This is a genomic window from Streptomyces sp. NPDC031064, assembly GCF_055570965.1.
Window position 1 is genome coordinate 503,910 of the sequence record NZ_JBVIGF010000006.1, and the last position, 23,463, is coordinate 527,372.

Sequence of the window (23,463 nt, forward strand, 5' to 3'; positions counted from 1 at the left end):
AACGCCCCCCCCCCCCCCTCTCTCCCCCCCCCCCCCCCCCCCCCCCCCCCCCCCCCCCCCCCCCCCCCCCCCCCCCCCCCCCCCCCCCCCCCCGGCGCCTTTTCGCGTCAGCGGCCGAGGAAGTGGAAGCCCGGCCGGGGGTGCATGAGGAAGTCGTGGTGCGAGATGTTCCACGCGTAGGCCCCCGCGAGGCCGAACGCCACCCGGTCGCCGGCCCGGAGCCCGGGCGCCGGGACATTCCGGGCGAGAACGTCCTTGGGGGTGCAGAGCTGGCCGGTGAGGGTGACCCGGTCGCGCCGGGCCGAGGGACGCGGCCAGGAGTGGGGCCACGTGTCCACGGGCAGGACCGAGCAGGGCTGGTCGTGGCCCTTGGTGGCGGGGGTACGCAGGTGGTGGGTGCCACCGCGGACCACGGCGAACTCCTCGCCGTGGCTGTGCTTCACGTCCAGGACCTCGGTGGCGTACCAGCCGCAGTACGCGGTCAGGGCGCGGCCCGGTTCGACGCGGAGGGTCAGGTCCGGGTGCGCGGCGGCGAGGCGGGCGAGGCCCGCGCCGTACGCGGCCCAGTCGAACCGGCGGTGCGGGTCCGCGTAGTCGACCGTCATGCCGCCACCGACGTTGACCTCCGCGAGGCGGACGCGGTGCCGTGCGGCGAGGCCGGTGGCCCAGGTGACGACGGACTCGGCCACCGCGAGCTGCTCGGCGGCGTCCAGGCCGCTGGCCAGGTGGGCGTGGACGCCGCGCAGTTCGAGGTGCGGGTGGGTGCCGTCGGTGAGCAGGCGGACGGCCGCGTCGGCGTGACTCGGGTCGAGGCCGAACGGCGTCGGGCGGCCGCCCATCGTCAGCGAACTGCCGGCCAGCGAGCCTTCCGGCACGGGCACGTTGAAGCGGAGCAGGACGGCCACGCGGGTGTCCGGCGCCACGCGTCGGGCGAGCTCGGCCAGCATGTGGAGCTCGTACGCGCTCTCCACGTGGAAGCGGGCGACGCCCCGCTCCAGCGCGGCCGTGATCTCGGCCGGGGTCTTTCCCGGGCCGCCGAACGCCAGCGGGTGGTCCGGCACCGCCTTTGCCACGTGCGCGAGCTCACCGCCCGAGGAGACCTCGTAGCCGTCCACGTACGGGCCGAGCGCGGCCAGGATCTCCGGCTCCGGGTTGGCCTTGGCGGCGTAGTACAGCTCGACACGCCCGGGCAGGGCCGCCCGCACGGCCGCGGCGTGCTCGCGCAGCGCGGCCAGGTCGTAGACGTAGGCGGGCAGCTCGGCGCAGGACAGGGCGAGGACGCGGTCGCGTACGGCGGCGGTGGGAGTGGTCATCGGGCGGCGCTCCGGACGGGGTCGGCGGTGGACGGCACGTCCTCCGCGAGCGGTGAGGGCAGGCGTACGTAACCGGCCTCGCGGTCGGCCTTGCGCTCCCAGCGGGTGAGCAGGTTGGCCTTGGCGGGCAGCGGCGCGCCGGCGATCAGGGCGGCGAGCCGTGGCGGACGTCCGTGCCGGTCGGCGTGGGCCCGGAGGGTGGCGCGGACCCGGTCCCACAGGGCGTGCTCGATGTGCGGGTGCAGGTCGGCGAGGGCGGCGAGCATCTCGGCGACGTGGTTGACGAGCAGGCAGTACACGACGCGGTCCCAGCCCCGCCCGGCGTCGTACGTCAGGGCCCCGGCGACCTCGGCGGGCAGGGCGGCGAGGGCCCGCGCGTGATGCTCCGGGACGAGCTTGGCGCCCTCCAGGTCACGGAAGAGGACCTGGGCGGGCATGCCGTCGTCGTCCACGCACACGAGGACGTTCTGCAGGTGCGGCTCCAGCACCAGCCCGTGGTCGAAGTAGGCGGCCAGGACGGGCGGGACGAGCAGTCCGAGGTACGCCGCCCACCAGTCGAGGGCGGTCTCGGGACCCGCCCCGGCCAGCAGGTGGGAGACATGGGCGGGGCCCATCGCGTACTCGTCGGCGACGGCACCCGCGAGCAGCGGGGTGGTGCCGGGCATGATCCGGGCGGCCAGCCCTTCCCGCACGATCACGCCGAAGCCTTCGAGCAGGGCGCGGTCCGGGGCACCATCGGGGCCGGGCAGGGCGAGGGTGCGGTAGGCGGGTTCGCGCAGCACGGCGCTGCCGGGGAAACGGGTGGCGAGGTCGGTGAGGACCGGCTCCAGCAGCCTGGTCAGGGCGACCGCGCCCGACAGTTCGTAACGGGCGTTCTTGCGCAGGCAGTTGGTGATGCGGACGTTGAGGCTGAATTTCAGGAACGTCTCGCCGTCGTAGAGGGTGCGTACGGAGGCGGTGGCGGCGAACGGCCGCCCGCCGCGCCCCAGGTCGAGGACGTCGCCCCGGTGGAGGGCGGCGCGCAGTGCGGGGTGGTCGCGCAGCATCTCGTACTGCCACGGGTGGGCGGGCAGCAGCCGGTAGCCGGGCGGGACATCGGGGCGCAGCCGGTCCAGCGGGGCGGCGGCGCCGTCGTCGGCGGTCTCCTCGGCGACCAGGTGCTCGCGGACGGCGAGGTGGCGCAGCGGGAAGGAGGCCCCGGCCTCGGGCGCGTACGACCGCCAGGAGGCGGGGTCACCGGAGCGGGCCTTGGGGGTGGGGTGGAAGCGGTGGCCGAACAGCAGGGACTGCTCGGAGGCGACGTAGGTGGCGCACCTGTCACCGCCGTGGGCGGGGCCGTCCCCCGACCCTGCCGCGAGCGCGACGGATACGGCCCGGTGGCTGGAATCGACCTGCTCCAGGAACTCCTCGTTGCGAACCCCTGTGCGCAGCGACAGCTCGTCCTGTACGTGGGCGGCCAGGCGCCGCCAGGCGATCTCCGCCCAGCCGCCGTCGCGCTGTTCCCGCACCGGCCCGGTGAACCGGTGGGCGCCGATCAGGGACGTACGGCGCAGGGCGACGCGCAGCAGCACGCCCCGGCGGGGCAGGCGCAGCAGCAGGTGGCCGCCGGCGACGACGGCCTGGCGCTCGGGGCCGGACACCTCGCGCAGAAGGCAGTTGAGCAGTGTGTGGGCCACCGCCTCGTCGGCGGTGGGGACGGTGGCGGGGGTGGTGGCGGTGGCGGTGGCGGTGGGGATGGTGGCGGTGCCGGGCGGGTCGTTCAGCGGAGGCATCAAGCGGCTCCAGTGCGGAGAGAGCGAGGAGAGCGGAGGTAGTTGGGGCCGGTGGTGTAGTGCTTGTTGATGTCCGCCGCGCCCGAGCGTTCCTTGGTGAGCAGGGTCCCGGCCGTGACCATGGCCTTGACCGGCAGTTCGGGCGCGTCCAGCACGTGCGCGCGGAGCACCGCACCCGGCTCCCCCGGCGCGGTGCCGAGCCGCTCCACGGCCTCGGCCAGCCGGTCGCGTACCAGCCCGAGCAGCGTCCCGAGCGGGGCACGGCCGTGGCGGGCGAGCCCGAAGGCGTAGGCACCGGCGCAAAGGTGGACGGTGATCGTGGTGAACAGGTCGGTGACGGCCCGGTCGTCGGCGCCCAGGATGCGGGCGTCGTCGAAGGCGGCCGGGTCGGGGGCGTCGGGGCCCAGCGTCTCGCGCATGCGCGTGGTGTTGACGCGCGGGCCGTCGTTGTCCTTGAGCAGCAGGCGCAGCCGGGTGTGTCCCGCGTGGCGGTCCAGTACCAGCGAGATGTTCTGCTGGTGTGACTCCAGCGCGATGCCATGGCCGTAGAGCGTCGTCTGCCAGTCGAGGAGCGGGGTGAGGCAGGCGTCGAGCAGCGCGACCGGGTCGCCGCCGTAGAAGCGGTCGGCGAGGTGGTCGATCAGCAGGCGGCCTCCGGGCGCCCGGCTCAGCAGGCCCGCCATGGGGACGACGACGGTGTCGTCGAGGCCGGCCGGAAGGCGGCGGCAGAGCACGGCGAGGAGTTCGTGCCCGGCGTGGGCGTGGACCGTCTCGTCGGCGTGCAGCACGGTGTCGCGGAAGCGGGGTTCGCGTGCGATCACGGCCTCCAGCAGTCGCTGGCAGGCGGCGCCGTCGACGAGGGTGCCGGGCTTGATGGTCCGGCGGTTGCGCAGACCCAGGGTGGCGGTGGCGAGGGGCAGTTTGAGGTGGAGGGCCGGATCGGCGGTGAGTGCCACCGTGCGCATGGACAGGGTCGGTACGGCGTCGAGGTACGGGCGCTCGGCGAGGACCGCGTCCCGCTCCAGGCCGGTGTCGCGCAGGGCCTCGCGCAGCGGGGCGCCCAGCGTGAGGGGGTGGACGGGCAGGGCGAGGTGGCTGCGGTGGAGCCGCGGCAGCCCGAGCGTCGCGGGTGTGGGCCAGCGGTCCGGGAGCGGGCCGCGCACGGTGAGCGCCTCACGCGGCACGGCGAGCCAGCGCAGCGCGAAGCGCGGGTGGAACTCCGGTGCGTACGCGCGCAGTTGCCGCTCGTCCAGCCCGGCGCGCCCCCGCGCGGTCGGGTAGACGGGGTGGTCGTGGCGGGCGGCGAGCGTGTCGTGGGCCAGGCCGCCGGCGAGGCCGGTCCAGTGGGCGGGGTCGGGGCCGTGGCGGGCGGTCAGGGCGCCGGTGACGTCCTCGTGGGTGCGGGCGTGCAGCCGCATGGTCGCGAGGGTCTGCCGGCACTCCTCGGCGAAGGCGTCGAAGCCGCCGCGGTCGTCCGGGTGGGCGAGCGCCCGCAGGGCGTCGAGCACCTGGTCGTGGCCGGTCAGTTCGGCGCCGCCGGGCTCCCGTACGAGCAGCGGCAGCCGGGCGGCGTACACGCTCTGGAACCCGTCCTCGACGACGGGCAGCAGCAAGGCACCCCGCTCCCGTCCGGGGATCGGGAGCCGCAGCCAGGGGCCGTCCTGCCGCTGCACGAGCGTGGAGCGGCCGCGCAGGCCGACCACGTCCTCGCGCAGCAGCGCGCCGAGCACGCGGAGCAGGAGGTCCCGCTCGGCGGTGTCGGACGGTGTCGCGGTGGTCACGGGGTGATCTCCCAGCGCTGCGCGGCGAGGAAGTCGGCGGCCACGCGGTCGACGGTCTTCTGGTCGGTGCCGGTGGCCCGCAGCACGCCGAGGAAGTCGCGGTTGGTGTGGTACAGCTCGTGCCGCTCGCCGACCCCACGCAGCGGCCGGTACGTGAGGGCCACGCCGTCCACGGTCACGTCCGCCGCGGCGGGGGCGGCCGTCAGCGTCCCGGCGCTCTGGGCGCAGGGGTATTCGAGCCGGGCCGCGCCGTCGGTGCGGGCGCCGAGGTCCGCCGGGAGCGGCTCGCCCAGGTGCGTACGCAGGATGTGTTCGAAGAGCGGGATGCCGAGAAGCTCGGCGAGGAGCAGGTCGCACTGGTCGCCGATGGCGCGGTAGTTGACCTCGATGAGGCGGGCGCGGCCCTCGTGGACCACGAACTCGGTGTGGCAGGCGCCGAAGCCGACGCCCAGGGCGTCGAGCTGGGCGAGGACCTGCGCGACGACCGGCTCGGGGTGGGCCGGGACGAAGGTGAGGCGTTCCTCGATGAAGTACGGCGGCGGGGACAGTTCGGTGTGGAAGCCGCCCAGCACGTGGCGGACGCGGCCGTCGCCGAGCGTCTCCAGGGTGTACAGCTCACCGGCGAGGTACTCCTCGACGACCAGCGCCGCGTGCGGCCGCCGCGCCCGGATCTCCCGGCAGCGCGGCAGCAGGTCCTCGGCCCGGTCGACCAGCACCACGTCCTCGCTGGCCACGCCCTCGCGGGGTTTGACCACGCACGGGAAGGGCACGTCGAGACGCGACAGCAGGGCCGGGAGGTCGTGCCCGGCGGCGGCCGGGAATCCGGCGGGGCGGGCCGGTCCGGCCGGGGACTCGGCGGTGAGGCCCTTTCCGGCCGGGAACTCGGCGGGCAGTTCGGCGGCCCACACCGTGTCGGCGCCGGTCGCCGCGAGGTGGCGGCGCATGTGGGCCTTGTCCTTGGTGCGCAGCGCGGCCCGCCAGCTCTTTGCCGGCAGCCCGAAGTACTCGGCGGCCAGGGCGGCCTGGGTCTGGAGGTGGTCGCTGTTGGTGAAGACCGCGTCCGGCGTGCGGTGGGTCGCGATGCGGGTGATGACGGCGCGGAAGTCGCGTACGTCGCACTCCCGTATGTCGATCCCGGGATGGCGGCGGCGGTGGGCTTCGGGCTGGTCGGTGAGCACGGTGACGTCGAGGCCGAGCCGGGCCGCTGCCGGCAGGAAGCCTTCGCTGACCGAATCGGTGGGGTTGAGGGCGAGCAGGTACAACCGCATGGCGGCGGCCCCTTCCGGAGTCGAAGAGGTGGGGAGGCCGACGGTTTCCGCCACATCGGCGGCGACAGCCTAGGTTAGGCAACCCTAAGGGTTCAACTTCCGCCCCACGCGCGGGACATGGCCCGGTGATCACTGGACATCCACCTCGTGGTTAAGGTTAGGCTTACCTACCTCCCCTCACACTGGAGCGCCGATGACCATGGCACCGGGGACAGCCGCGCCCGGCCGGACCCTGCGCACGGCCGCCGCCCTCACCAGCACGTACCTGCGCCTGGCGGCCCGTTGTGAAGCGCTCGACGTACGGGTTGCACTCGGCCCGGCCACCGGAGGGCAGATCGACGGAGCGGAGCTGGCGGAGAGCCCGGCGGCACTGGACGCCTTCGTCGACGCCGAGGACGCGCGCATCCGGGAACGCCACGGACACTCCCCCCGCCGGGACGTCGCCGCCTCCCGGGCACTGCACGACTACCTCTGGTCGGTCAGCCTGCTGATGAGCGGCGCCTGGTACCTGGAGCGACGCGTCCCGCGCGTCCACCCGCGCGAGGTGCGGCTCGATCCGGCGAGCGGCGCCTTCGAGGTGACGCCCACGTCCGGCTTCGCCTGCCTGCCGGACGACCCGGCGGCGCTCCTGCCGGGGGTGCGGGTGCTCGGCCACGAGGAGGCGCTGCGCGCGGAGTTGCGGTCCGCCGTCGCCGACCACGTACGCCCCCTGCTGGCCGCCATCGGCCCGCACGTCCGGCGCGGGCCGCGCGCCCTGTGGGGCATGGTCGCCGACGACCTCGTCTCCGGCATCTGGTACCTGGGGCGCGCGCTCGGTGAGGAGGAACGGGCCGTGCGGGCCGCGACCGCGCTGCTCCCGACCGGACTCCCGCCGTTCCCGGGCGGCGCCGACTTCCGCGTCCTGGACGGCCGGCGGGGGCAGCGTCACCCCACCCGCACCCGGCTCGGGTGCTGCCTCTACTACAAGCTGGAGCCGGCCCAGGCGTGCCTGACCTGCCCCAGGACGTGCGACGCGGAGCGCGTACGACGGCTGGACGGGGACGACTGACTCCACTAGGTTAGGCAAGGCTTACCTAATTGGAGGTTCCCCATGAGCGCTCCCCACGTCCCGGGACCGGGACCGGTGCCGGCACCGAGCAGCGCCGAGCACGTCCGTTCGGTACTGGCCCGAGCGGTGTCCCTGACGCTCACCACGGAGGGCCGGCAGTACGACCTGATCGGTGCCCACTGCGTCGACCGGAAGGGCCGGGTGACGCTGCATCCGCCGGCCGAGAGCCCCCTCGCGGCACACGCCGCGTGCGCGCCGCGCGGCCCCCTGGCAGCGCTCATGGAGTTCACCGACATCGCCCCCCTCTCCGTACGCGACCGGGTGCGGGCCAAGGTGACCCTCTCCGGATGGCTCGCCCCGGCCGGGCCGCCGGACGACCCCCGTCTCCGTCTCGACACCGCACGGGCGTCCCTCACGACGGTGACGGACACGGCGACGGACACGGTGGACGTAAGCCTCGGCGAACTCGCCCGGGCGGAGGCGGACCCACTGGCCGTCGACGAGGCGGCCATGCTGACGCACCTGGCCGGCGCCCACCAGGACGTGGTCACCCGACTGACCCGGCTCGCCGAACCGGGCCTGCCGCACGGGGTCGTCCGCGTACAGCCCCTCGCCCTGGACCGCCACGGGATCACGCTGCGCTGCGAATACGCCACGAACCACCGCGACGTCCGCGTCCTCTTCCCGGCCCCCGCGCACGAGCCGGCCCAGGCGGGCGACCGTATCCGCGACCTGGTCCGCGGAATCACGTCCGCGGACCTACATCCGTAGAAAGAGCAACGACCCGGGCCGACCAAGCAAGGCCTGACTTCCTGGAACCGATCAGTGCCACGGTGCCACGATGGAGGAGTCCGCCCGCCCACGTGCGGAAGGAGCCTCGCCATGAAGGGCGATTCCGAGGTCGTCGAATTCCTCAACGAGCAGCTCACCGCCGAATTGACGGCGATCAACCAGTACTTCCTGCACGCGAAGATGCAGCAGAGCTTCGGCTGGACGCATCTCGCCGAGCGCACACGCCACGAGTCGTTCGAGGAGATGAACCACGCGGAGGTCCTCACCGACCGCATCCTCTTCCTGGACGGCCTGCCCAATTACCAGCGGCTGTTCCACGTCCGCGTCGGACAGACGGCCAAGGAGATGTTCGAGGCCGACCGGGAGATCGAGGTCGAGGCGATCGACCGGCTCCGGCGCGGCATCGACGTCATGCGCGCCAAGGGCGACATCACCTCCGCGAACCTCTTCGAGTCGATCCTCGCCGACGAGGAGCACCACATCGACTACCTGGACACCCAGCTCGACCTGATCGAGAAGCTCGGCGAACCGCTCTACATCGCCCAGGTCATCGAACAGTCCACGAGCTGACGTCTTCCCATCCGGCATCACGGGAACCGGCCGCACAGGTGCGCGGCCCGCAGGGCGAGCCACACCTCCGTGAGGTCCGCCGTCGACGACAGGTCCTTGCCGCTGAGCCCGGAGAAGCGGCGCAGCCGGTAGAGCAGGGTGTTGGGGTGGATGTGCAGCGCCCGCGCCGCCTCCTCGGTGGACCGGTCCCGCTCCAGCCAGGTCAGCGCCGAGAGCACCAGCGCGCTGCCGTGCTCGGCGTCGTAGCGCAGTGCCGCGCCGAGCACCTGGTCCACCAGCCCGTGCAGGACGGACGGGTCCTCGTGCAGCCAGCGGTCCGTCAGGTCGTCGCCGAACACCACCAAGGACGCGCCCGAGGTGCCCGCTCGGCGCAGTGCCAGCACGGCTTCGCGCCGCGCGAGGCCGAGGCTGCCGCCGGGGGCGAAGGGGCGTGAGACGCCGGCTCTGGTGCGCGGCAGTGCCGTGAGGGCGGAGCGCGCCTCCGGGGAGTCGGTCAGGAGCACGTACAGCCCTTCGTGCCGGCGCAGCACCAGGTGGGGCACGGCCGAGTCGTCCAGGGCCTGCACCACCGCGGCGTCGTCCAGCGGCCCGTCGTCCCCACCGTCGAGGACGGCGAGGAGGACGGGCGCGTCGGCGGTCAGCCCCAGCCGGCTGAGGTGGCGGCGGGCGGTGTCCGGGTCCAGGACGTCCTGGAGGAGTTCCGCCAGCGTCTCCGCCCCCTGGCGGCGGAGCGTCTCACGCTCGTGACGCACCATGGAGACCTGGAGGGCGGCGACGGTCGCGATGTGCTGGACGACGCCCAGTCCGGCCGGTTCCGCGCCCTCGCCCTGCGGCTCGCCCTCCCCTCGCGCGCCTGCCCGCGCCCGCGGCTCGCCCTCCCCCCTCGTCCCTGCCCGCCGTTCCAGCGCCAGCAGGTAGCCGGCCGGTCTGCCGGGGGCGGGCACGGGAAGGACGTACCCGCCGGGGACGGTCGGGGCGGGGTCGGCCGAGCCGGGCAGCAGCGCCGCGTGCCGGGCGGGCGGTACGGGGACGCCGGGCAGCAGCGGGCCCCCGGCGGGCGTGCACAGGTAGAGGGCGTAGCCGGACAGTTGCTCCAGCTTGCGGAAGAGCTCCGCCGCGGTGAGGCCCTCGGCGGCCAGCCAGCGCAGGGCGCCGAAGACCTGGAGCTCGGTGCCGAGCCTCCGCCGGGCACCGGCCTGGAGGGCGGCGGCCACCTCCTGCGCCACGGCGATGAAGGGCACCTGCAACGGCAACTCCAGCACCGGCAGGGACCGTTCGTCGGCCGTCGCCAGGAACTCCCGGCGCAGCGGGGGGACGTGCAGGTGCGCGGAGAGGGCGAGCGCGGCGACGCCCGCGTCGGCCAGCCGCTCGACGTAGGCGCGCTGCCGGACGGCGGTGCGGGGAACCGCGATCCCCGTCGTCATGATCAGCTCCGCGCCGAGCAGCCACGGGGTGGGGTCCTCCAGCTCGCTCACGTGTGCCCATGAGACGTGCCGGTGCAGCCCGCCCTCGCCCGCCAGCACGCGCAGTTGGAGGGCGGGGGAACGCACGAGGTCGCCGACCCGGAAGGCGGCTGTCGGTGCTGTCATCGCGCACATGCTGCATCGTGGCGCGCCACAAAGGAAGAGGTCGCGTTTGAGTGCCGCACAATTGCCGTCCCGTGCGCGGTGACCGCACACTCGGGCCTCCGATTCCGGGCTGTTCCGTCCCGGAGCGAACGAGAACGGGAGGGTCCATGGCGGTCCGGACTGACCATCGCTCGAACCCCGATCCCAGCCGCGTGGAGGTCATCGAAAGCCTCTCCATCCAGCACGTCCCCTTCGCCGAGCGGCACGGCAGGCTGTGGAAGCAGGGGCCCTTCTGGTTCCAGGGCAACTTCCAGCCCTTCACCCTGTCGCTCGGGTTCATCGGCCCCGGGCTCGGTCTGTCCATCGGGTGGACGGTGCTGGCCAGCGCGCTGGGGCTGCTGGTGGGCACGTTCTTCATGGCGTTCCACGCCAGCCAGGGCCCGCAGCTCGGGCTGCCGCAGATGATCCAGTCACGCGGCCAGTTCGGGTACCGGGGGGTGATCGTGCCCCTGGCGGCGACACTGTTCACCTTCGTCGGCTTCAACGTCGTCGACACCATCATCATCGGCCACGGCCTGGAGGCGGTTTTCGGCTGGGACGTGACGGCCGTGGGGATCGGCATCACCGTCCTCGCGGTGGTCCTGGCGGTCTACGGGCACGACTGGCTGCACCGGGCGTTCCAGGTGCTGTTCTGGTGCTCGGCGCCCTGCTGGCTGGCGCTGTCGATCGGCATCCTCACCGGCCGGGTGACCGGCCCGGCCGACGCGGTGGCGGACGCGGGCGGCTTCACACTGGTCGCCTTCATGGCGCAGTTCACCGCCGCCGCCGGATACAACATCTCGTACGCCCCGTACGTCTCCGACTACTCGCGCTACCTGCCCCGCTCCACCCCGACGTCCCGGATCGTCGCCTCCGTCTTCGGTGGCGCGGCGGGGTCACCGATGTGGCTCATCCCGATCGGCGCCTGGATGGCCGCCGGCCTGGGCGTGAACGACCCGCTGGCCGGCACCCGCGCCGCCGGCGACCAGGTGGTGGACGGCCTGGGCGCCACCTTGACGCTGCTGTCGGTGCTCGCGCTCGTGGCCACCATGGGACTCAACGCCTACAGCGGCATGCTCACCGTGCTCACCGGGATCGACTCGGTGCGCCCGATCCGCCCCGGCCGGCGGTCCCGGGTGCTGACCATCAGCGGGCTCGCCGTCGTCTGGTGCGCCGTGGGGCTCGGTGTGTCGGCCGACTTCTCCACCGCGCTGGGCAACGCCCTGCTGCTCATGCTGTACCTGCTGATCCCGTGGACCGCGGTGAACCTGGTCGACTACTTCTTCGTCCGGCGCGGCCACTACGCCATCACCCACCTCTTCCGCCCCGACGGCATCTACGGCGCCTGGGCGTGGCGCGGCCTGCTGGCCTACGGCGTGGGCCTGCTCCTGATGGTGCCGTTCATGGTGGTGGGCCCCTTCACCGGCCCCGTCGCGGCGGCGCTCGGCGGGGTCGACGTGGCCTTCGTGGTCGGCCTCGCGGTCTCCGGAGCCCTCTACCACGCCCTGACCCGCGGCATGGACCTGTCGGCGGAGGAACCCGCGATAGCGGCCAGCGAACGCGAACTGACCGAGGGCGAGGGGGCGTTCGGCGAACGCCCCACCGGGGCGACCCGGGACGGGGCGCCGGGCGGGGACGGCCTCCCGGCCGTGAACCGCGCCCCCGGATCGTGACCACCGAGGTATCCACAGCAACCGGAAGGACAGTCATGAGACGCACACGACGACGCCGGCCCACCGCCCGCACCTGGATGGCCGTGGCCGTGCTGGCACTCGGCACGCTCCTGGCCACCGGCTCCGGCCCGGCCTCGGCCACCGACACCCCCACGGACCGGCTGCCCGCCCTCGAACCGCTCCAGCGGGAACTCGCGGACAACGACCTGGTCCGCCAGCCCGAAACCGGTATCACCTGGCTCCGCTTCACCGGCGCGCCCGCGAACCTGGGCTCGGGGGCCCTGCACGTCACCGGGCGGCGCACCAAGGAGGAGGCCGCGGCGGCGACGCCCGGCAACAACGTGTTGCCCGCCTACCAGCGGATCACCCGCTCCGACGGGTCGTCCTACGAGGTGCCCGTCGGCCTGATGACGTACCACGACGAGCACAAGCACTTCCACATGGAGGGCATCTCCCGCTACCGGCTCATCGACGCCGGCGGCCAGGTGGTGCGCGAGTCACCGAAGGTCGCGTTCTGCCTGGTCGACCTGGAGGTCGCGGACGCCACCCTCCCCGGCACGCCCGTCAACCCCGTCTACAACTCGTGTTCACACAACGCCAACGCGACGACCCTGACGATGGGCGTCTCCATCGGCTGGGCGGACGTCTACGACAAGGCGCTGGACGGACAGTCCTTCGACGTCAGCGCGCTGATGGAGCTCCCGCCGCGGGAGTACACGCTGGAGATGACGACGAACCCGCTCGGTCTCCTGCACGAGGCCAACCGCGCGGCCCCCAGGACGACATCGGTGAAGGTCACGATCGGCAAGGGCGTACCGGTGGGCGTCGGCGGACCACGTCCGGGCGTCTGACCGGCGGCACCGCACGGGGCGGTGGGAGACCTCTCCCGCCGCCCCCGCGTAGGCTTCGCCCCACACGGAGACGTCGGGGGGCGGAGCACATGACGGCTGGGACAGCGCAGAGGTGGGGATCGGCCCTCGATTCGGTCGTGGTGTACGCGCGGGGCGCGGTCTGCCGCCGCCTGGCCCGGGGCAGCGTGCCGCCGGGCGGCCGGGTGCGGGTGACGGGACTGCCGCGTTCGCTGGATCCGGGCTCACTGCGGGCCCGGGTCCTCGGCGGCGCCGGGGTGCGCGTCACCGAGGCCCGGGTGGACGTGGAGGCCGAGCCGCTGGGCGCGGGTACGCCCGACGAGTTGCGGCGCGACGTCGAGCGGCTGAGCGACGCGTACGCGGCGGCGCGGGGCCGCCGGGACCGGGAGCTGAGCCGCATCGAGGAGATCAGGGCGCTGCACCCGGTGCCGCCGGGCCGCAAGCGCGAGGACCCGCACCGCCGCACCCCGGTCGACGCGTGGCTCGAACTGGCCGGCTTCGTCGACGAGCGGCTGACCCGGCTGCACGGCCGCCTCGTCGAGCTGGAGCAGGAGCTGAGCCGCGTCGAGCACGAGCTGGCCGTCGCCACGGACAGGCTGGAGCGGGCCTCCACCGACGCACCGTCAGCGCACGTGGAGACCACGGTGTGCGCGGTGCTGACCCTCGCCGGTGCCGGTGCCGGTGCCGCGGACGGGGACGGCGACGGGGGCGCGGACGGGGTCACGGAGGTCGAGGTGGAGCTGGAGTACGGAGTGCCGGGCGCCGTCTGGGTGCCCGCCTACCGTCTCAGTCACCGTCAGGGTGACGGCACCGGCCGTCTGGTGATGCGTGCCTCGGTCGCCCAGCGCACCGGCGAGGACTGGACCGGCGTGCGCATCGGCCTGGCCACCGCCGACCTGCGGCGCCGCACCGACCTGCCCCGCCTCCGCTCGGTGCGGATCGGGCGCCGTCAGCCCGCCCCCGCGCCTTCCGGCTGGCGCGAGCCCCCGGCGGGCCTCGCCGACCTGTTCACCGGCTACGACGCGGCGGGCCCCCGCCCCGCGACCGAGGCCGTCCCCGTGGCCGCCGTGGGCGGCTCCGTTCCGCCACCGCCACCTTCCCCGGCGCCGCGGGCGTACGGCGGGCCGCCCGGCGCGCACCCGGCGCCCGGCGGTGCGGGCGGCTGGGGAGGCGCGGCTCCCGAGGTCCACGACGGGATACCCGCCCCCGCGCAGCCGGTCAGGTCCCGCCCGGGCGGCAGGCCGCGTACCGCGGGCGGGGGCCTGGCGGGGCCGCCCGCCGCCATGGCGCCCGCCGTGCCACCGGCGCCCGCCGTGCCACCGGCGCCTGCCGCACCCGGCGCACCCGCGGCTCCCGGGCACGCCGCACCCCCACCGCCTCCGGCACCGGTGGCCGGCCCGCCCCGGCCGAGCGGAGCCGAGCTCGACTACGCCGCGCTCGTCCTGTGCGGGCCCGAGGAGCCGGGCGATCGCCGGGGCCGGCTGTTTCCCGACGCGCCCTTCGACGCGGTGGCGGCCGAACACCGGCGGCGCGCCGAAGCGGTGGCCGCGCTGCCGCTGCCCGGGCACGCCGTGCGGCCCCGTGAGTCGGCGGGCTCCTTCGACCACCGCTTCGACGCCGGCGCCCGCGCCGACATCCCCTCGGACGGCACCTGGCACACCGTCACCGTCACCGAGCTCCCGGTCGGGCTGCGTACCGAGTACGTGTGCGTGCCGTCCGTGGAGCAGACCGTGTACGCGACGCTGGTGCTCTCCAACGCCACCGACCATGCTCTGCTGGCCGGCCCGGTGGAGGTCACCGTGGACGACGACTTCCTGCTGACCGCCGCGCTGCCGACGCTCGCCCCCGGCGGTGTCCGCCGCGTGGGGCTCGGGCCCGCCGAGGGCATCCGGGTCACCCGGCGTACGAACCTCCACGAATCCACCTCGGGCCTGCGGGGCAACACCACCGTGCTCGGCCACCGCGTCCACGTGGAGCTGGCCAACCGGCTCGCCAGGCCCGTCACCGTCGAGGTCCGCGAGCGGGTGCCGGTCACCTCGGAACCGGACGTCCGGATCGAGGAACGTGCCGACTGGACGGCGCCCGAGGAGGGCGCCGGGCCCGAGCACCATGCCCCGGGCACCCGCGTCTGGCGGGTCGACCTGCCCGCCGGCGGCACCGCCGCCCTCGACGGCGGCTATGAGATCCGTATCCCGGCCGGCAAGGCCCTGGTCGGCGGCAACCGCAGGAGCTGACGCACACCCATGTCCACGGTCCCGTCCACGGCCCCGGTCCCGTCCACGGCCCCGGAGCCGGTCCCCCTGCCCGTCACCGCCGTCACCTGCCTGGAGGACCGCGCCCACGTGGAGCGCGCCGCCGTGCTCGACCTGGACGCCGGGGTCCAGCGGCTGCGTCTCGGGCCGGTCAGCGCGCTGGCGGTCGACCGTACCCTCCACGCCGAGCTGACGGCCGATCACCCCGTGACCGTGCTCGATGTGCGGATCGTCCGGAGCTGGACGCCACGCGGGCCGGTGCCGTCCGCCGGCGACGACTCCGCCCTGCGCGTCCGCGCGCACGGTCTCGAAGAGGAGCGGCTCACCCTGGAGCAGCGGCGCGACCGGCTGCGCGCCCGTCTCGACCTGCTCGGCCGCCTCGCCGCCGATCTGCTGCGGGAGATCGGCGAGGGCGCCGGTTCCGGGGAGAGCGAAGCGGCCCGCTGGAGCCGCGAAATGGACCGGGTGGACGACGAGCGCGACACGTACGGCGAGGAGCTGCGCACCGTGGAGGCCCGGCTGGCGGCCCTCGCCGCCGAGCTCGGGGACGTCCGGCGGGCCATGGACCTCGCCGAGGAGCGGCCCGCCGAGCTGGTCGGCCATGTCGAGCTGACCGTCCGGGCGGCGGTGGCCGGGCCGGCCCGGCTGCGCCTGAGCCACCTCACCCCGTGCGCGCTGTGGCGGCCGGCCTACCGGGCCGTGCTCGACGGGGACTCCCTGACGCTGGAGACCGACGCGATGGTCTGGCAGCGCACCGGCGAGGACTGGTCGGACGTACGCCTGACGCTGTCGACCGCCCGGTCGGCGCGGGCCACCGATCCGCCGCGGCTGGACGAGGACCGGCTGACGCTCAAGGACCGCTCCGCGGCGGAGCGCCGCACGGTCGACGTCGAGCTGCGCGAGGAGGAGACCGGGGACCTGGGCCCCGCCCCGGTGCTCGGTCTGCCGGGGGTGGACGACGGCGGTGAGGCGCGGGTGCTGCACTCCCCCGCCCCGGTCTCCGTGCCGTCGGACGGCCGCGCCCACCGGGTGCCGCTCTCCGCCTTCAGCACGGCCGCGAGCAGCGAGTACGCCTGCTCACCCGAGCTGTCCCCGCTGGTCACCCAGGTGGTGCGGTTCGACAACCGGTCCGGCCACGCGCTGCTCGCCGGGCCCGTGGACCTGGTCCGGGGCGGCGGGTTCGGCGGCCGCGGCACGCTGGAGTTCGCCGCTCCCGGCGCCCCCGTCGAGCTGGCCTTCGGCAGTCGCGACGACCACCGGGTGGTCCGGTCCGCCGAGGAGTCCCGCGACACGGCGGGGATCACCCAGCGGACCGTGGTCACCCGCACGGTCCGGCTGCACGTGTCCCGGTTCTCCGCCCCCGGGGAGCAGGCCGATCGGGTGGTCGTCCTCCGGGAGCGGATCCCGGTCTCCGAGGTCTCGGCGGTGGAGGTACGCCTCCGCGAGGAAGCCTGTTCCCCGGCGCCCGACGCGGTCGACGCCGACGGCATCGTCCGCTGGGACGTCACCCTCCCTCCCGGTGGCCGCCGCACGGTCACCCTGGTCTACGAGCTGTCGGCGAAGGGCAGGGTCACCGGGCTCTGAGCCCGCTCCCGCCTCGCACGTGGGCGGGCGCACATCCCAGAAAATCTTCACATTCGAGTTCTTGTTACGCGGGGGGCCCTGCGTGTTCTCGTAGCAGTGTGGACCGCGGTGCGCGACCATACGGACGCCGACGTGACGGCCCGGCAGGCGTTTCCGGTCGGCGGGCGCCCTTGGCGCGCCACGGGCGCGGGTCGCGGTGCTCGGCACCAGGCAAAGGCACACAACGTCGAGATCAGCAGCCAGCAGAAGGAAGCACCGAGCAGAAAGAAGGACGGACGTGTCCCGCAGCGAGAGCGAGAACCCTTCGATCCCCTCCCCGACCCCCACCCCGACCCGCCCCAAGACAAACCGGGACTGGTGGCCGAATCAGCTTGACCTCCAGGTTCTCCATCAGCACTCGCCCCAGTCCAATCCGATGGGCGAGGACTTCGATTACGCGAAGGAGTTCGCGACCCTCGACGTCGACGCGCTGAAGCGGGACGTCTTCGAGGTGATGACGGCGTCCCAGGACTGGTGGCCCGCGGACTACGGCCACTACGGGCCGCTCTTCATCCGGATGAGCTGGCATGCCGCGGGGACGTACCGCGTGGCCGACGGCCGGGGCGGTGGTGGCAGCGGCGCGCAGCGCTTCGCCCCGCTCAACAGTTGGCCGGACAACGCGAGCCTCGACAAGGCGCGCCGTCTGCTCTGGCCGGTCAAGCGGAAGTACGGCCGCAAGATCTCCTGGGCCGATCTCCTGGTCTTCGCCGGCAACTGTGCCATGGAATCGATGGGTTTCAAGACGTTCGGGTTCGGCTTCGGGCGCGAGGACATCTGGGAGCCCGAGGAGATCTTCTGGGGGCCCGAGGACACCTGGCTCGGGGACGAACGCTACAGCGGCGACCGGGAACTCACCGGCCCCTTCGGCGCCGTGCAGATGGGACTGATCTACGTCAATCCGGAGGGCCCCAACGGCAATCCGGACCCGGTGGCCGCCGCCCGGGACATCCGCGAGACGTTCGGGCGCATGGCGATGAACGACGAGGAGACGGTCGCGCTCATCGTCGGCGGCCACACGTTCGGCAAGTGTCATGGCGCGGTCGATCCGTCGTACATCGGCCCGGAACCCGAGGCCGCGCCCGTCGAGCAGCAGGGCCTGGGCTGGCGGAACACGTACGGCAGCGGCAAGGGCGGTGACGCGCTCACCAGCGGGCTGGAGGGCGCGTGGACGACCCAGCCGACGAAGTGGGACAACGGATACCTGGACAACCTGTTCCGGTACGACTGGGAGCTGACGACGAGCCCCGCCGGGGCCAAGCAGTGGACCCCCACGGACCCCTCGGCCAAGGACACCGTGCCCGACGCCCACGATCCGTCGAAGCGGCACGCGCCCATGATGCTGACGACGGACCTCGCGCTGAAGGTGGACCCGGTCTACGGGCCGATCGCGAAGAGGTTCCACGAGAACCCGGACGAACTCGCGGTCGCGTTCGCCAAGGCCTGGTACAAGCTGCTGCACCGCGACATGGGGCCCGTCTCGCGTTACCTCGGCCCGTGGATTCCCGAGCCCCAGCTCTGGCAGGACCCGGTCCCCGAGGTCGATCACGAACTGGTCGGTGACCAGGACATCGCCGATCTCAAGGCCCGGATCCTCGCCTCGGGACTGTCCATCCCCCAGTTGGTCACCACGGCCTGGGCGGCGGCGGCGAGCTTCCGCGGCACCGACAAGCGCGGCGGGGCCAACGGCGCCCGCATCCGCCTCGCGCCGCAGAAGGACTGGGAGGTCAACGACCTGCCCGAGGTGACCGAGACGGTACGGACCCTGGAGCGGCTCCAGCAGGACTTCAACGGCTCGCAGAGCGGCGGGAAGAAGGTGTCGCTCGCCGACCTGATCGTCCTGGGCGGGTGCGCTGCCGTCGAGCGGGCCGCGAAGAACGCGGGGTACGACATCACGGTCCCGTTCGCCCCGGGGCGCACGGACGCCTCCCAGGAGCAGACCGACGTGGAGTCGTTCGGCGTGCTCGAACCCAAGGCGGACGGCTTCCGCAACTACCTCCACGCGGGCGAGAAGCTGTCGCCGGAGACCCTCCTCCTGGACCGCGCCAACCTGCTGACCCTGACCGCCCCCGAGATGACGGTGCTCATCGGCGGCATGCGGGCGCTGAACACCGGTTTCAAGGGGTCCCGGCACGGTGTCTTCACCGACCGTCCGGAGACACTGACCAACGACTTCTTCGTCAACCTGCTCGACATGGGCACGGAGTGGAAGGTGTCGGCCTCGACCGAGAACGTCTACGAAGGCCGCGACCGCGCCACGGGTGAGCTCAAGTGGACGGCCACCGCCGTCGACCTCGTCTTCGGTGCGAACTCCCAGCTCCGGGCCGTCTCGGAGGTGTACGCGTCCGATGACGCGGGTGAGAAGTTCGTGCGTGACTTCGTGGCGGCGTGGGACAAGGTGATGAACCTGGACCGGTTCGACCTGCGCTGAACCCGGTGTCCCCGTCGAGCCGCCGGCCCTGTGCAGCACGGGGCCGGCGGCTCGGCCGTCTGTGGGGGGCCGGCATCAAAGGCGCGTAGAGATTGCGGGAAGCGGCGGTGAGATTCCCGGCGGACGGCTACGGCGAGGTGCTGCTGCGGGTCGCCGGTCAGCCGGTGAAGCTGCCGCGAAGGCGGCCCCGCCCGTCCAACTGATGCGGTGGGCGAACCTCCAGAGCCACCGGCCCCACGTTCACCGCGATGCCTCGGACCGCCGGAACGCCCGGCCGGGTTGCCCGGCCGGGCGTCCTGTGTCCGATCAGGCGGGTTCGGGGCAGACGGGCGGGTTGCCGTTCTCGTCCTTCATGACGAAGTTGGCGTCACCGGCGCCGAGACGGTCCACCGAGAAGTTCACCCGCGGCACCTCGCACGGCTTCAGCCACTTGTACGTGCCCACGATGGTGCGCAGTTCGATCGACTCGCCGGGATCCAGGTTGAGGTTGACGTCCTTGCACAGGACCTTGTCGGTGTCGTCCTGATCGATGCGGCACTTGAACTCCTCCGTTCCGCCGTTGCGCGGCGTGTAGAGGCTCTGCCAGCCCAGCCAGTGCAGGCCGCCCGGGCCCAGGGTGAGGGTGACGTCGCGCTTCCCGATCCGCTCGCTGGTGGTGTTGGTGACGGTCACCTTCGGCACGGCCATGCCACCCGGCACCGCGGTGACCCCCTCGACCTGCACGACCGGCCGCGGCTTGATCTTGACCGTCAGGTCCTGCGTCTCGCCATGGGCCGTGAACGAACCGTGGAACGTGCCGCCGACCAGCGGGGCGTCCTTCTCCGCCCGCAGATAGACGTCGTAGGGGCGGGTGTTGACGTGGTTGTGGCTGTCGAACGGCACCCGCGCCGTCTTGCCGTCCGGCGAGATCGTCACCGGGCAGGGCATGCCCCAGCAGTTGGGGTTGATGTGGGTGATGCGCGTGTGCGGCGGGGCCTGGACCGTCAGCTCGGTCGGGTGGTTGTAGTGCTGGTTGTTCGGCGGCAGGATCACCTTCTGCTCGGCGCCACCGGCTTCCAGCTCGGGGACGTTCTCCTGCGGAGGCCGCTGCGCGACGTGCACGGAAGGCGCCTGGGTCGGCTGGGCGACGGCCGTGCCGGGTACGGAGGCCAGGGCGGTGCCGGTGAGGGCGGCCACGGCCATCGCGGCGGCGGCCCACCGTGCTCCGCCGGAGGCCGTTCGCCCACGGGCGGGCCTGCGGGCGGTCGTTGAACTGTGCATGGGTGTCTCCTCTTGGTGGGCGGGAGCGGGCGGGGCGTCCCCGCCGGCATGTGACTCACGCCCTCACCGGGGCAGATGTGCTTCTCGCACCGCGCACATGCGATCCGGCGTCCGGCCCTGGCCACTCCGTCGAGAACCGTGACGACGCGTGCTCACCAACGCCCTCGCACACCGCCACATCGGCCTGTCCGGCCGGGCGGCGTGCGGGTTCCGGTGCCGGTGGAGGGGACGCTCGGAGCGGGTACCGGCCGCCACCGGCCCGGGCCGATGGCCCGCTCCCTGGGCCCGCCGAGTCCGCGGCGCCGCCGACGCGCCGACGGTGCGCGGCGGGGCGGCCGCCCGTCACCGTCGCCTCGCATCCCACCCACCGGAAGGGCACTTCGCCGTGAGACAGCTCCCCCGCACACCCGCGGGTCTCCTGACACCGGGGCCCCGCGCACCCCTCGGCGGTGCGCGGCCCGCCGAGCCGCCGCAGCCGCCCGGGGCCGGCCCCGCACCCACCTACCCGCTCGACCTGGAGATCATCGTTCCCGCCTTCAACGAGGAGGAGCGGCTGGCCCCGACCGTCCGGGCCCTCAACCGGCGTATGCGGACGCTGCCCCTGAGCTGCGCGCTGCGCGTGGTGGACAACGGGAGCAGCGACCGGACGCTGGAGTGCGTGGACAGGCTGGCCTCGTCGGGCATCGCGGTGACCGTGACCGGCTGCGCCCGGCCGGGCAAGGGAGCGGCGGTGGCCCGGGGGATGCTGACGTCCCGGGCGAGGTGGCGGGGCTTCTGCGACGCGGACCTCGCCACGTCCGCCGACGCCCTCGACGACGCGGTGGCCCTGCTGTGCCGGGGTTTCGACGTGGTGATCGGGTCGCGCCGGTGCCCCGGCGCACGCGTACGTACCCGGCAGCCGGCCTTGCGGCGCCTGGGCGGTGCCGGGTTCCGCCTGGCGTCCCGTCCGCTGGCCGGGCCGGTCGCCGACACTCAGTGCGGGTTCAAGTTCTTCACGGCCGACGCGGCGCGCTTCCTCTTCCGCTCTCTGACGACCTCCGGCTTCGTCTTCGACCTCGAACTGGTGGCGCGGGCGCGGGCGTCGGGCCTGCGCATCGCGGAGTTCCCGGTCACGTGGGACGACCGGGGCGGCTCCACGTTCCGGCCGCTGCGCCACACCTGGCCGACGGCGGCGGAGCTCTGGCGGCTGTACGGAACGGTACGCCGCCTCCGGCACGCCGCGCCGGACCCGGGGGGCGGACCCGCGCCGGGGGCCGGCTCCGGGCTGGAGGGCGGCTCGGTGCGGGGGGACGGCTCCGTGCCGGGTGACAGTTCCGTCCCCGTACAGAGACGATGAGGCCGGCGAAGGGCGACCCTGTGGCCCGTCTCCCCGGCGCGGGGGCCCCGGACGTCCGCGCCACGGTGGTCACCCTCCCCCGCGGGGCGCTCGACGGTACCGACCCGGGCCTGTTGGGCCCCGACCCCCTGGTCGGCGTATCGGCCCGCCGGCCCCGCCTGCTGTTGATGGGCTGCGACGTCCACGCCGCCCGCGACCGGCTGGCCCGCGCCGGCATCGATCCCGACGGCGAGCTGGTCGCCGTTCGCCCCGCGCGCCGCAGTGACCTCCTCGGCCGGTACCGGCGCGCCGGCGCCCCCGTCCCGGCGGAACCGCGCACGCCCGGCCGCCGGGCGGCCGCCCTGTGGGTGCCCCTCGGGCTCCTGTTCGCCCTGGCCCTGGCCGCGCGGCTGACCGCTCTCGACACGTCCTACGACGTGTTCGTCGACGAGCTGTACTACACGGACATCGCCCGCAACCTCGCCACCGGTCGCGGGCTGACCTTCCAGGGTGAGTTGTTCGCCCTGCACCCGCCGACCCTCTTCGCCGTGCTGGCCACGGTCCTGCGCCTCACCGGGGGTGAGGGTGACCTGCTGCCGACGGTCCTCGCCGTGCGGCCCGTCATCGCCGTAACCGGCGCCCTGCTGGTCGTCACCGTCACGGCGCTGCTGCACCGGGCCGTGCGCCCGGGGGCCGCCTGGGCGGCCGGACTGCTGCTGGCCGTCGACCCGTTCCTGGGCCGCTTCGACAGCCGCGTCATGCTGGAGACGCAGGCCACCACCGCCGCGGCGGCCGGGATGCTGGTGCTCGCCCACACCCCCGCCTCACCCCGGGGGCGCCGTGCCGGAGCGGTCGGGGGCGGGCTGCTGTTCGCCGTGGCCGTCACCACCAAGGACTGGTACGTCCTGATCACCTTTGGGCCCGCCCTGGCGCTCGGCGCGCTGTCCACCGGCCCGGCGCGGCGCATGATGCTGACCGCCGCCGCCGTCACCGCCGCCGGTTACGCGACGTACGTGGCCGCCGTCTGCGCCACGGGCGGCTGGCCCTCCTGGCGGGCGCAGAAACTCGACGGGCTGGAACGCGCCGTCGGGCTGAAGCAGACCACCGGGTTCCACCGTCCGGAAGCCACCACCGGCTTCACCGACCGGCTCCTCGCCAACGCGGGCCAGCTCGGCGTCTCGTACGCCCTCATCCTCTTCGGTGCCGCCGCCACCTGCTGGCTGCTGTGGCAACTCGTGCGTCGGCCATGGCTGTTCGCCGGTGTGCCCGCGCGGTCGCTGGTCGCCGTGTGGGGCGTGTTCGCCCTGCCCGCCCTGTTGTACGCCGTGCTGTGGGGTACGTGCGAGGAGCAGATGTTCTACTCCCTTCCCGTGATGGGCACCGCGGCTCTCGCCGTTGCCGCCGAACTGCTCCTGCCACGTGGGCAGTCCGCCCGCGCAGTCCCGATCCGCCGACTGGTGCCCGCGGTCGTCCTGGTCGCCGCCCTGACCGCCGACACCGCCGTGTGGGCCCAGGTGCACACCCGCGAGGACGACGCGTACCGACGCCTGATCGCCTGGACCTCCCGCCACCTCCCACCGGACGTACGCGTCGCCGTGACCGAGGAGACGCCCACGCTTCTCCTGCCCCGCACCGTCAAGGGCACGTGGGGCAGCCGGGCGGACCTGGTCCGCCACCGCGCCGACTACCTGCTGCTGTCCGACACCCAGCTCGCGGCGCAGGGTGCCGCCGCCATCGGTCCCGGCCTCCTCTCGGACATCGAGCGGCGGGCCGGGCTCGCGCACCGGGAAGCCGGGGTCACCAACGGGGCCTTGCGGCTCTACGACGTTCGCGGGCTGACCACCGCCCCCGGATCCTGTGCGTCCGCGACTTCTCCGGAGCGTGCCGAATGA

General features: G+C 74.0%; 16 protein-coding genes. 10 read left to right on the forward strand and 6 right to left on the reverse strand.

Annotated features, from left to right (window positions below):
• Positions 1–107: 107 nt before the first annotated feature.
• Genes ACZ46W_RS23900 through ACZ46W_RS23915 form a run of 4 tightly spaced genes read right to left on the reverse strand, consistent with a single transcriptional unit; the run spans position 108 to position 6,134 of the window.
• Positions 108–1,313 (reverse strand): type III PLP-dependent enzyme, encoded by a 1,206-nt coding sequence (locus ACZ46W_RS23900; RefSeq protein WP_468340883.1) that lies wholly within the window; start codon positions 1,311–1,313, stop codon positions 108–110.
• Positions 1,310–3,085, reverse strand: coding sequence for an IucA/IucC family protein (locus ACZ46W_RS23905; protein WP_468340886.1), 1,776 nt, complete (start codon positions 3,083–3,085; stop codon positions 1,310–1,312). The genes ACZ46W_RS23900 and ACZ46W_RS23905 overlap by 4 nt, the downstream gene beginning before the upstream one ends.
• Positions 3,085–4,866, reverse strand: coding sequence for an IucA/IucC family protein (locus tag ACZ46W_RS23910; protein ID WP_468340889.1), 1,782 nt, complete (start codon positions 4,864–4,866; stop codon positions 3,085–3,087). Before ACZ46W_RS23910 ends, ACZ46W_RS23905 begins: the two co-directional genes overlap by 1 nt.
• The gene (locus ACZ46W_RS23915; RefSeq protein WP_468340892.1) at positions 4,863–6,134 is read right to left on the reverse strand and encodes an ATP-grasp domain-containing protein; all 1,272 of its coding nucleotides are present in this window, start codon (positions 6,132–6,134) and stop codon (positions 4,863–4,865) included. Before ACZ46W_RS23915 ends, ACZ46W_RS23910 begins: the two co-directional genes overlap by 4 nt.
• 193 nt (positions 6,135–6,327) lie before the next feature.
• Here ACZ46W_RS23915 and ACZ46W_RS23920 point away from each other — a divergent pair, with 193 nt between their 5' ends.
• The 3 genes from ACZ46W_RS23920 to bfr all read left to right on the forward strand — a co-directional run bounded on the left by ACZ46W_RS23920 (position 6,328) and on the right by bfr (position 8,544).
• Positions 6,328–7,182, forward strand: coding sequence for a (2Fe-2S)-binding protein (locus ACZ46W_RS23920; RefSeq protein ID WP_468340895.1), 855 nt, complete (start codon positions 6,328–6,330; stop codon positions 7,180–7,182).
• Positions 7,183–7,224: 42 nt separating this feature from the next.
• Positions 7,225–7,953, forward strand: coding sequence for a DUF2470 domain-containing protein (locus ACZ46W_RS23925; RefSeq protein WP_468340898.1), 729 nt, complete (start codon positions 7,225–7,227; stop codon positions 7,951–7,953).
• Positions 7,954–8,064: 111 nt separating this feature from the next.
• Entirely contained in the window at positions 8,065–8,544 is a 480-nt protein-coding gene (gene bfr / locus ACZ46W_RS23930; protein WP_468340901.1) for a bacterioferritin, read from the forward strand.
• A gap of 17 nt (positions 8,545–8,561) precedes the next feature.
• On the opposite strand, the gene ACZ46W_RS23935 is transcribed toward bfr, so the two are convergent.
• Positions 8,562–10,133, reverse strand: coding sequence for a PucR family transcriptional regulator (locus ACZ46W_RS23935; protein ID WP_468340904.1), 1,572 nt, complete (start codon positions 10,131–10,133; stop codon positions 8,562–8,564).
• 146 nt (positions 10,134–10,279) lie between these two features.
• Between ACZ46W_RS23935 and ACZ46W_RS23940 the strand changes: the two genes are divergently transcribed.
• The 5 genes from ACZ46W_RS23940 (at position 10,280) to katG (ending at position 18,996) form a co-directional block, all read left to right on the forward strand.
• Entirely contained in the window at positions 10,280–11,824 is a 1,545-nt protein-coding gene (locus tag ACZ46W_RS23940) for a purine-cytosine permease family protein (RefSeq protein ID WP_468340906.1), read from the forward strand.
• A gap of 35 nt (positions 11,825–11,859) precedes the next feature.
• A complete protein-coding gene (locus ACZ46W_RS23945) occupies positions 11,860–12,675 on the forward strand; it encodes a lysyl oxidase family protein (RefSeq protein WP_468340909.1) in 816 nt (271 codons plus the stop codon).
• Positions 12,676–12,764: 89 nt separating this feature from the next.
• Positions 12,765–14,927: a DUF4139 domain-containing protein gene (locus tag ACZ46W_RS23950; RefSeq protein ID WP_468340912.1), complete on the forward strand. Its 2,163-nt coding sequence runs from the start codon at positions 12,765–12,767 to the stop codon at positions 14,925–14,927.
• 9 nt (positions 14,928–14,936) lie between these two features.
• On the forward strand, positions 14,937–16,529 hold the full coding sequence (locus ACZ46W_RS23955) for a DUF4139 domain-containing protein (protein WP_468340915.1): 1,593 nt from the start codon (positions 14,937–14,939) through the stop codon (positions 16,527–16,529).
• A 277-nt stretch (positions 16,530–16,806) separates the two neighbouring features.
• Entirely contained in the window at positions 16,807–18,996 is a 2,190-nt protein-coding gene (gene katG, locus ACZ46W_RS23960) for a catalase/peroxidase HPI (protein ID WP_468340918.1), read from the forward strand.
• 306 nt (positions 18,997–19,302) lie between these two features.
• On the opposite strand, the gene ACZ46W_RS23965 is transcribed toward katG, so the two are convergent.
• Positions 19,303–20,256 (reverse strand): hypothetical protein, encoded by a 954-nt coding sequence (locus ACZ46W_RS23965; RefSeq protein WP_468340921.1) that lies wholly within the window; start codon positions 20,254–20,256, stop codon positions 19,303–19,305.
• Between the two features lie 385 nt (positions 20,257–20,641).
• Here ACZ46W_RS23965 and ACZ46W_RS23970 point away from each other — a divergent pair, with 385 nt between their 5' ends.
• Both ACZ46W_RS23970 and ACZ46W_RS23975 read left to right on the forward strand, forming a co-directional pair.
• Positions 20,642–21,592, forward strand: coding sequence for a glycosyltransferase (locus ACZ46W_RS23970; RefSeq protein WP_468340924.1), 951 nt, complete (start codon positions 20,642–20,644; stop codon positions 21,590–21,592).
• A 20-nt stretch (positions 21,593–21,612) separates the two neighbouring features.
• On the forward strand, positions 21,613–23,463 hold the full coding sequence (locus ACZ46W_RS23975) for a hypothetical protein (protein ID WP_468340927.1): 1,851 nt from the start codon (positions 21,613–21,615) through the stop codon (positions 23,461–23,463).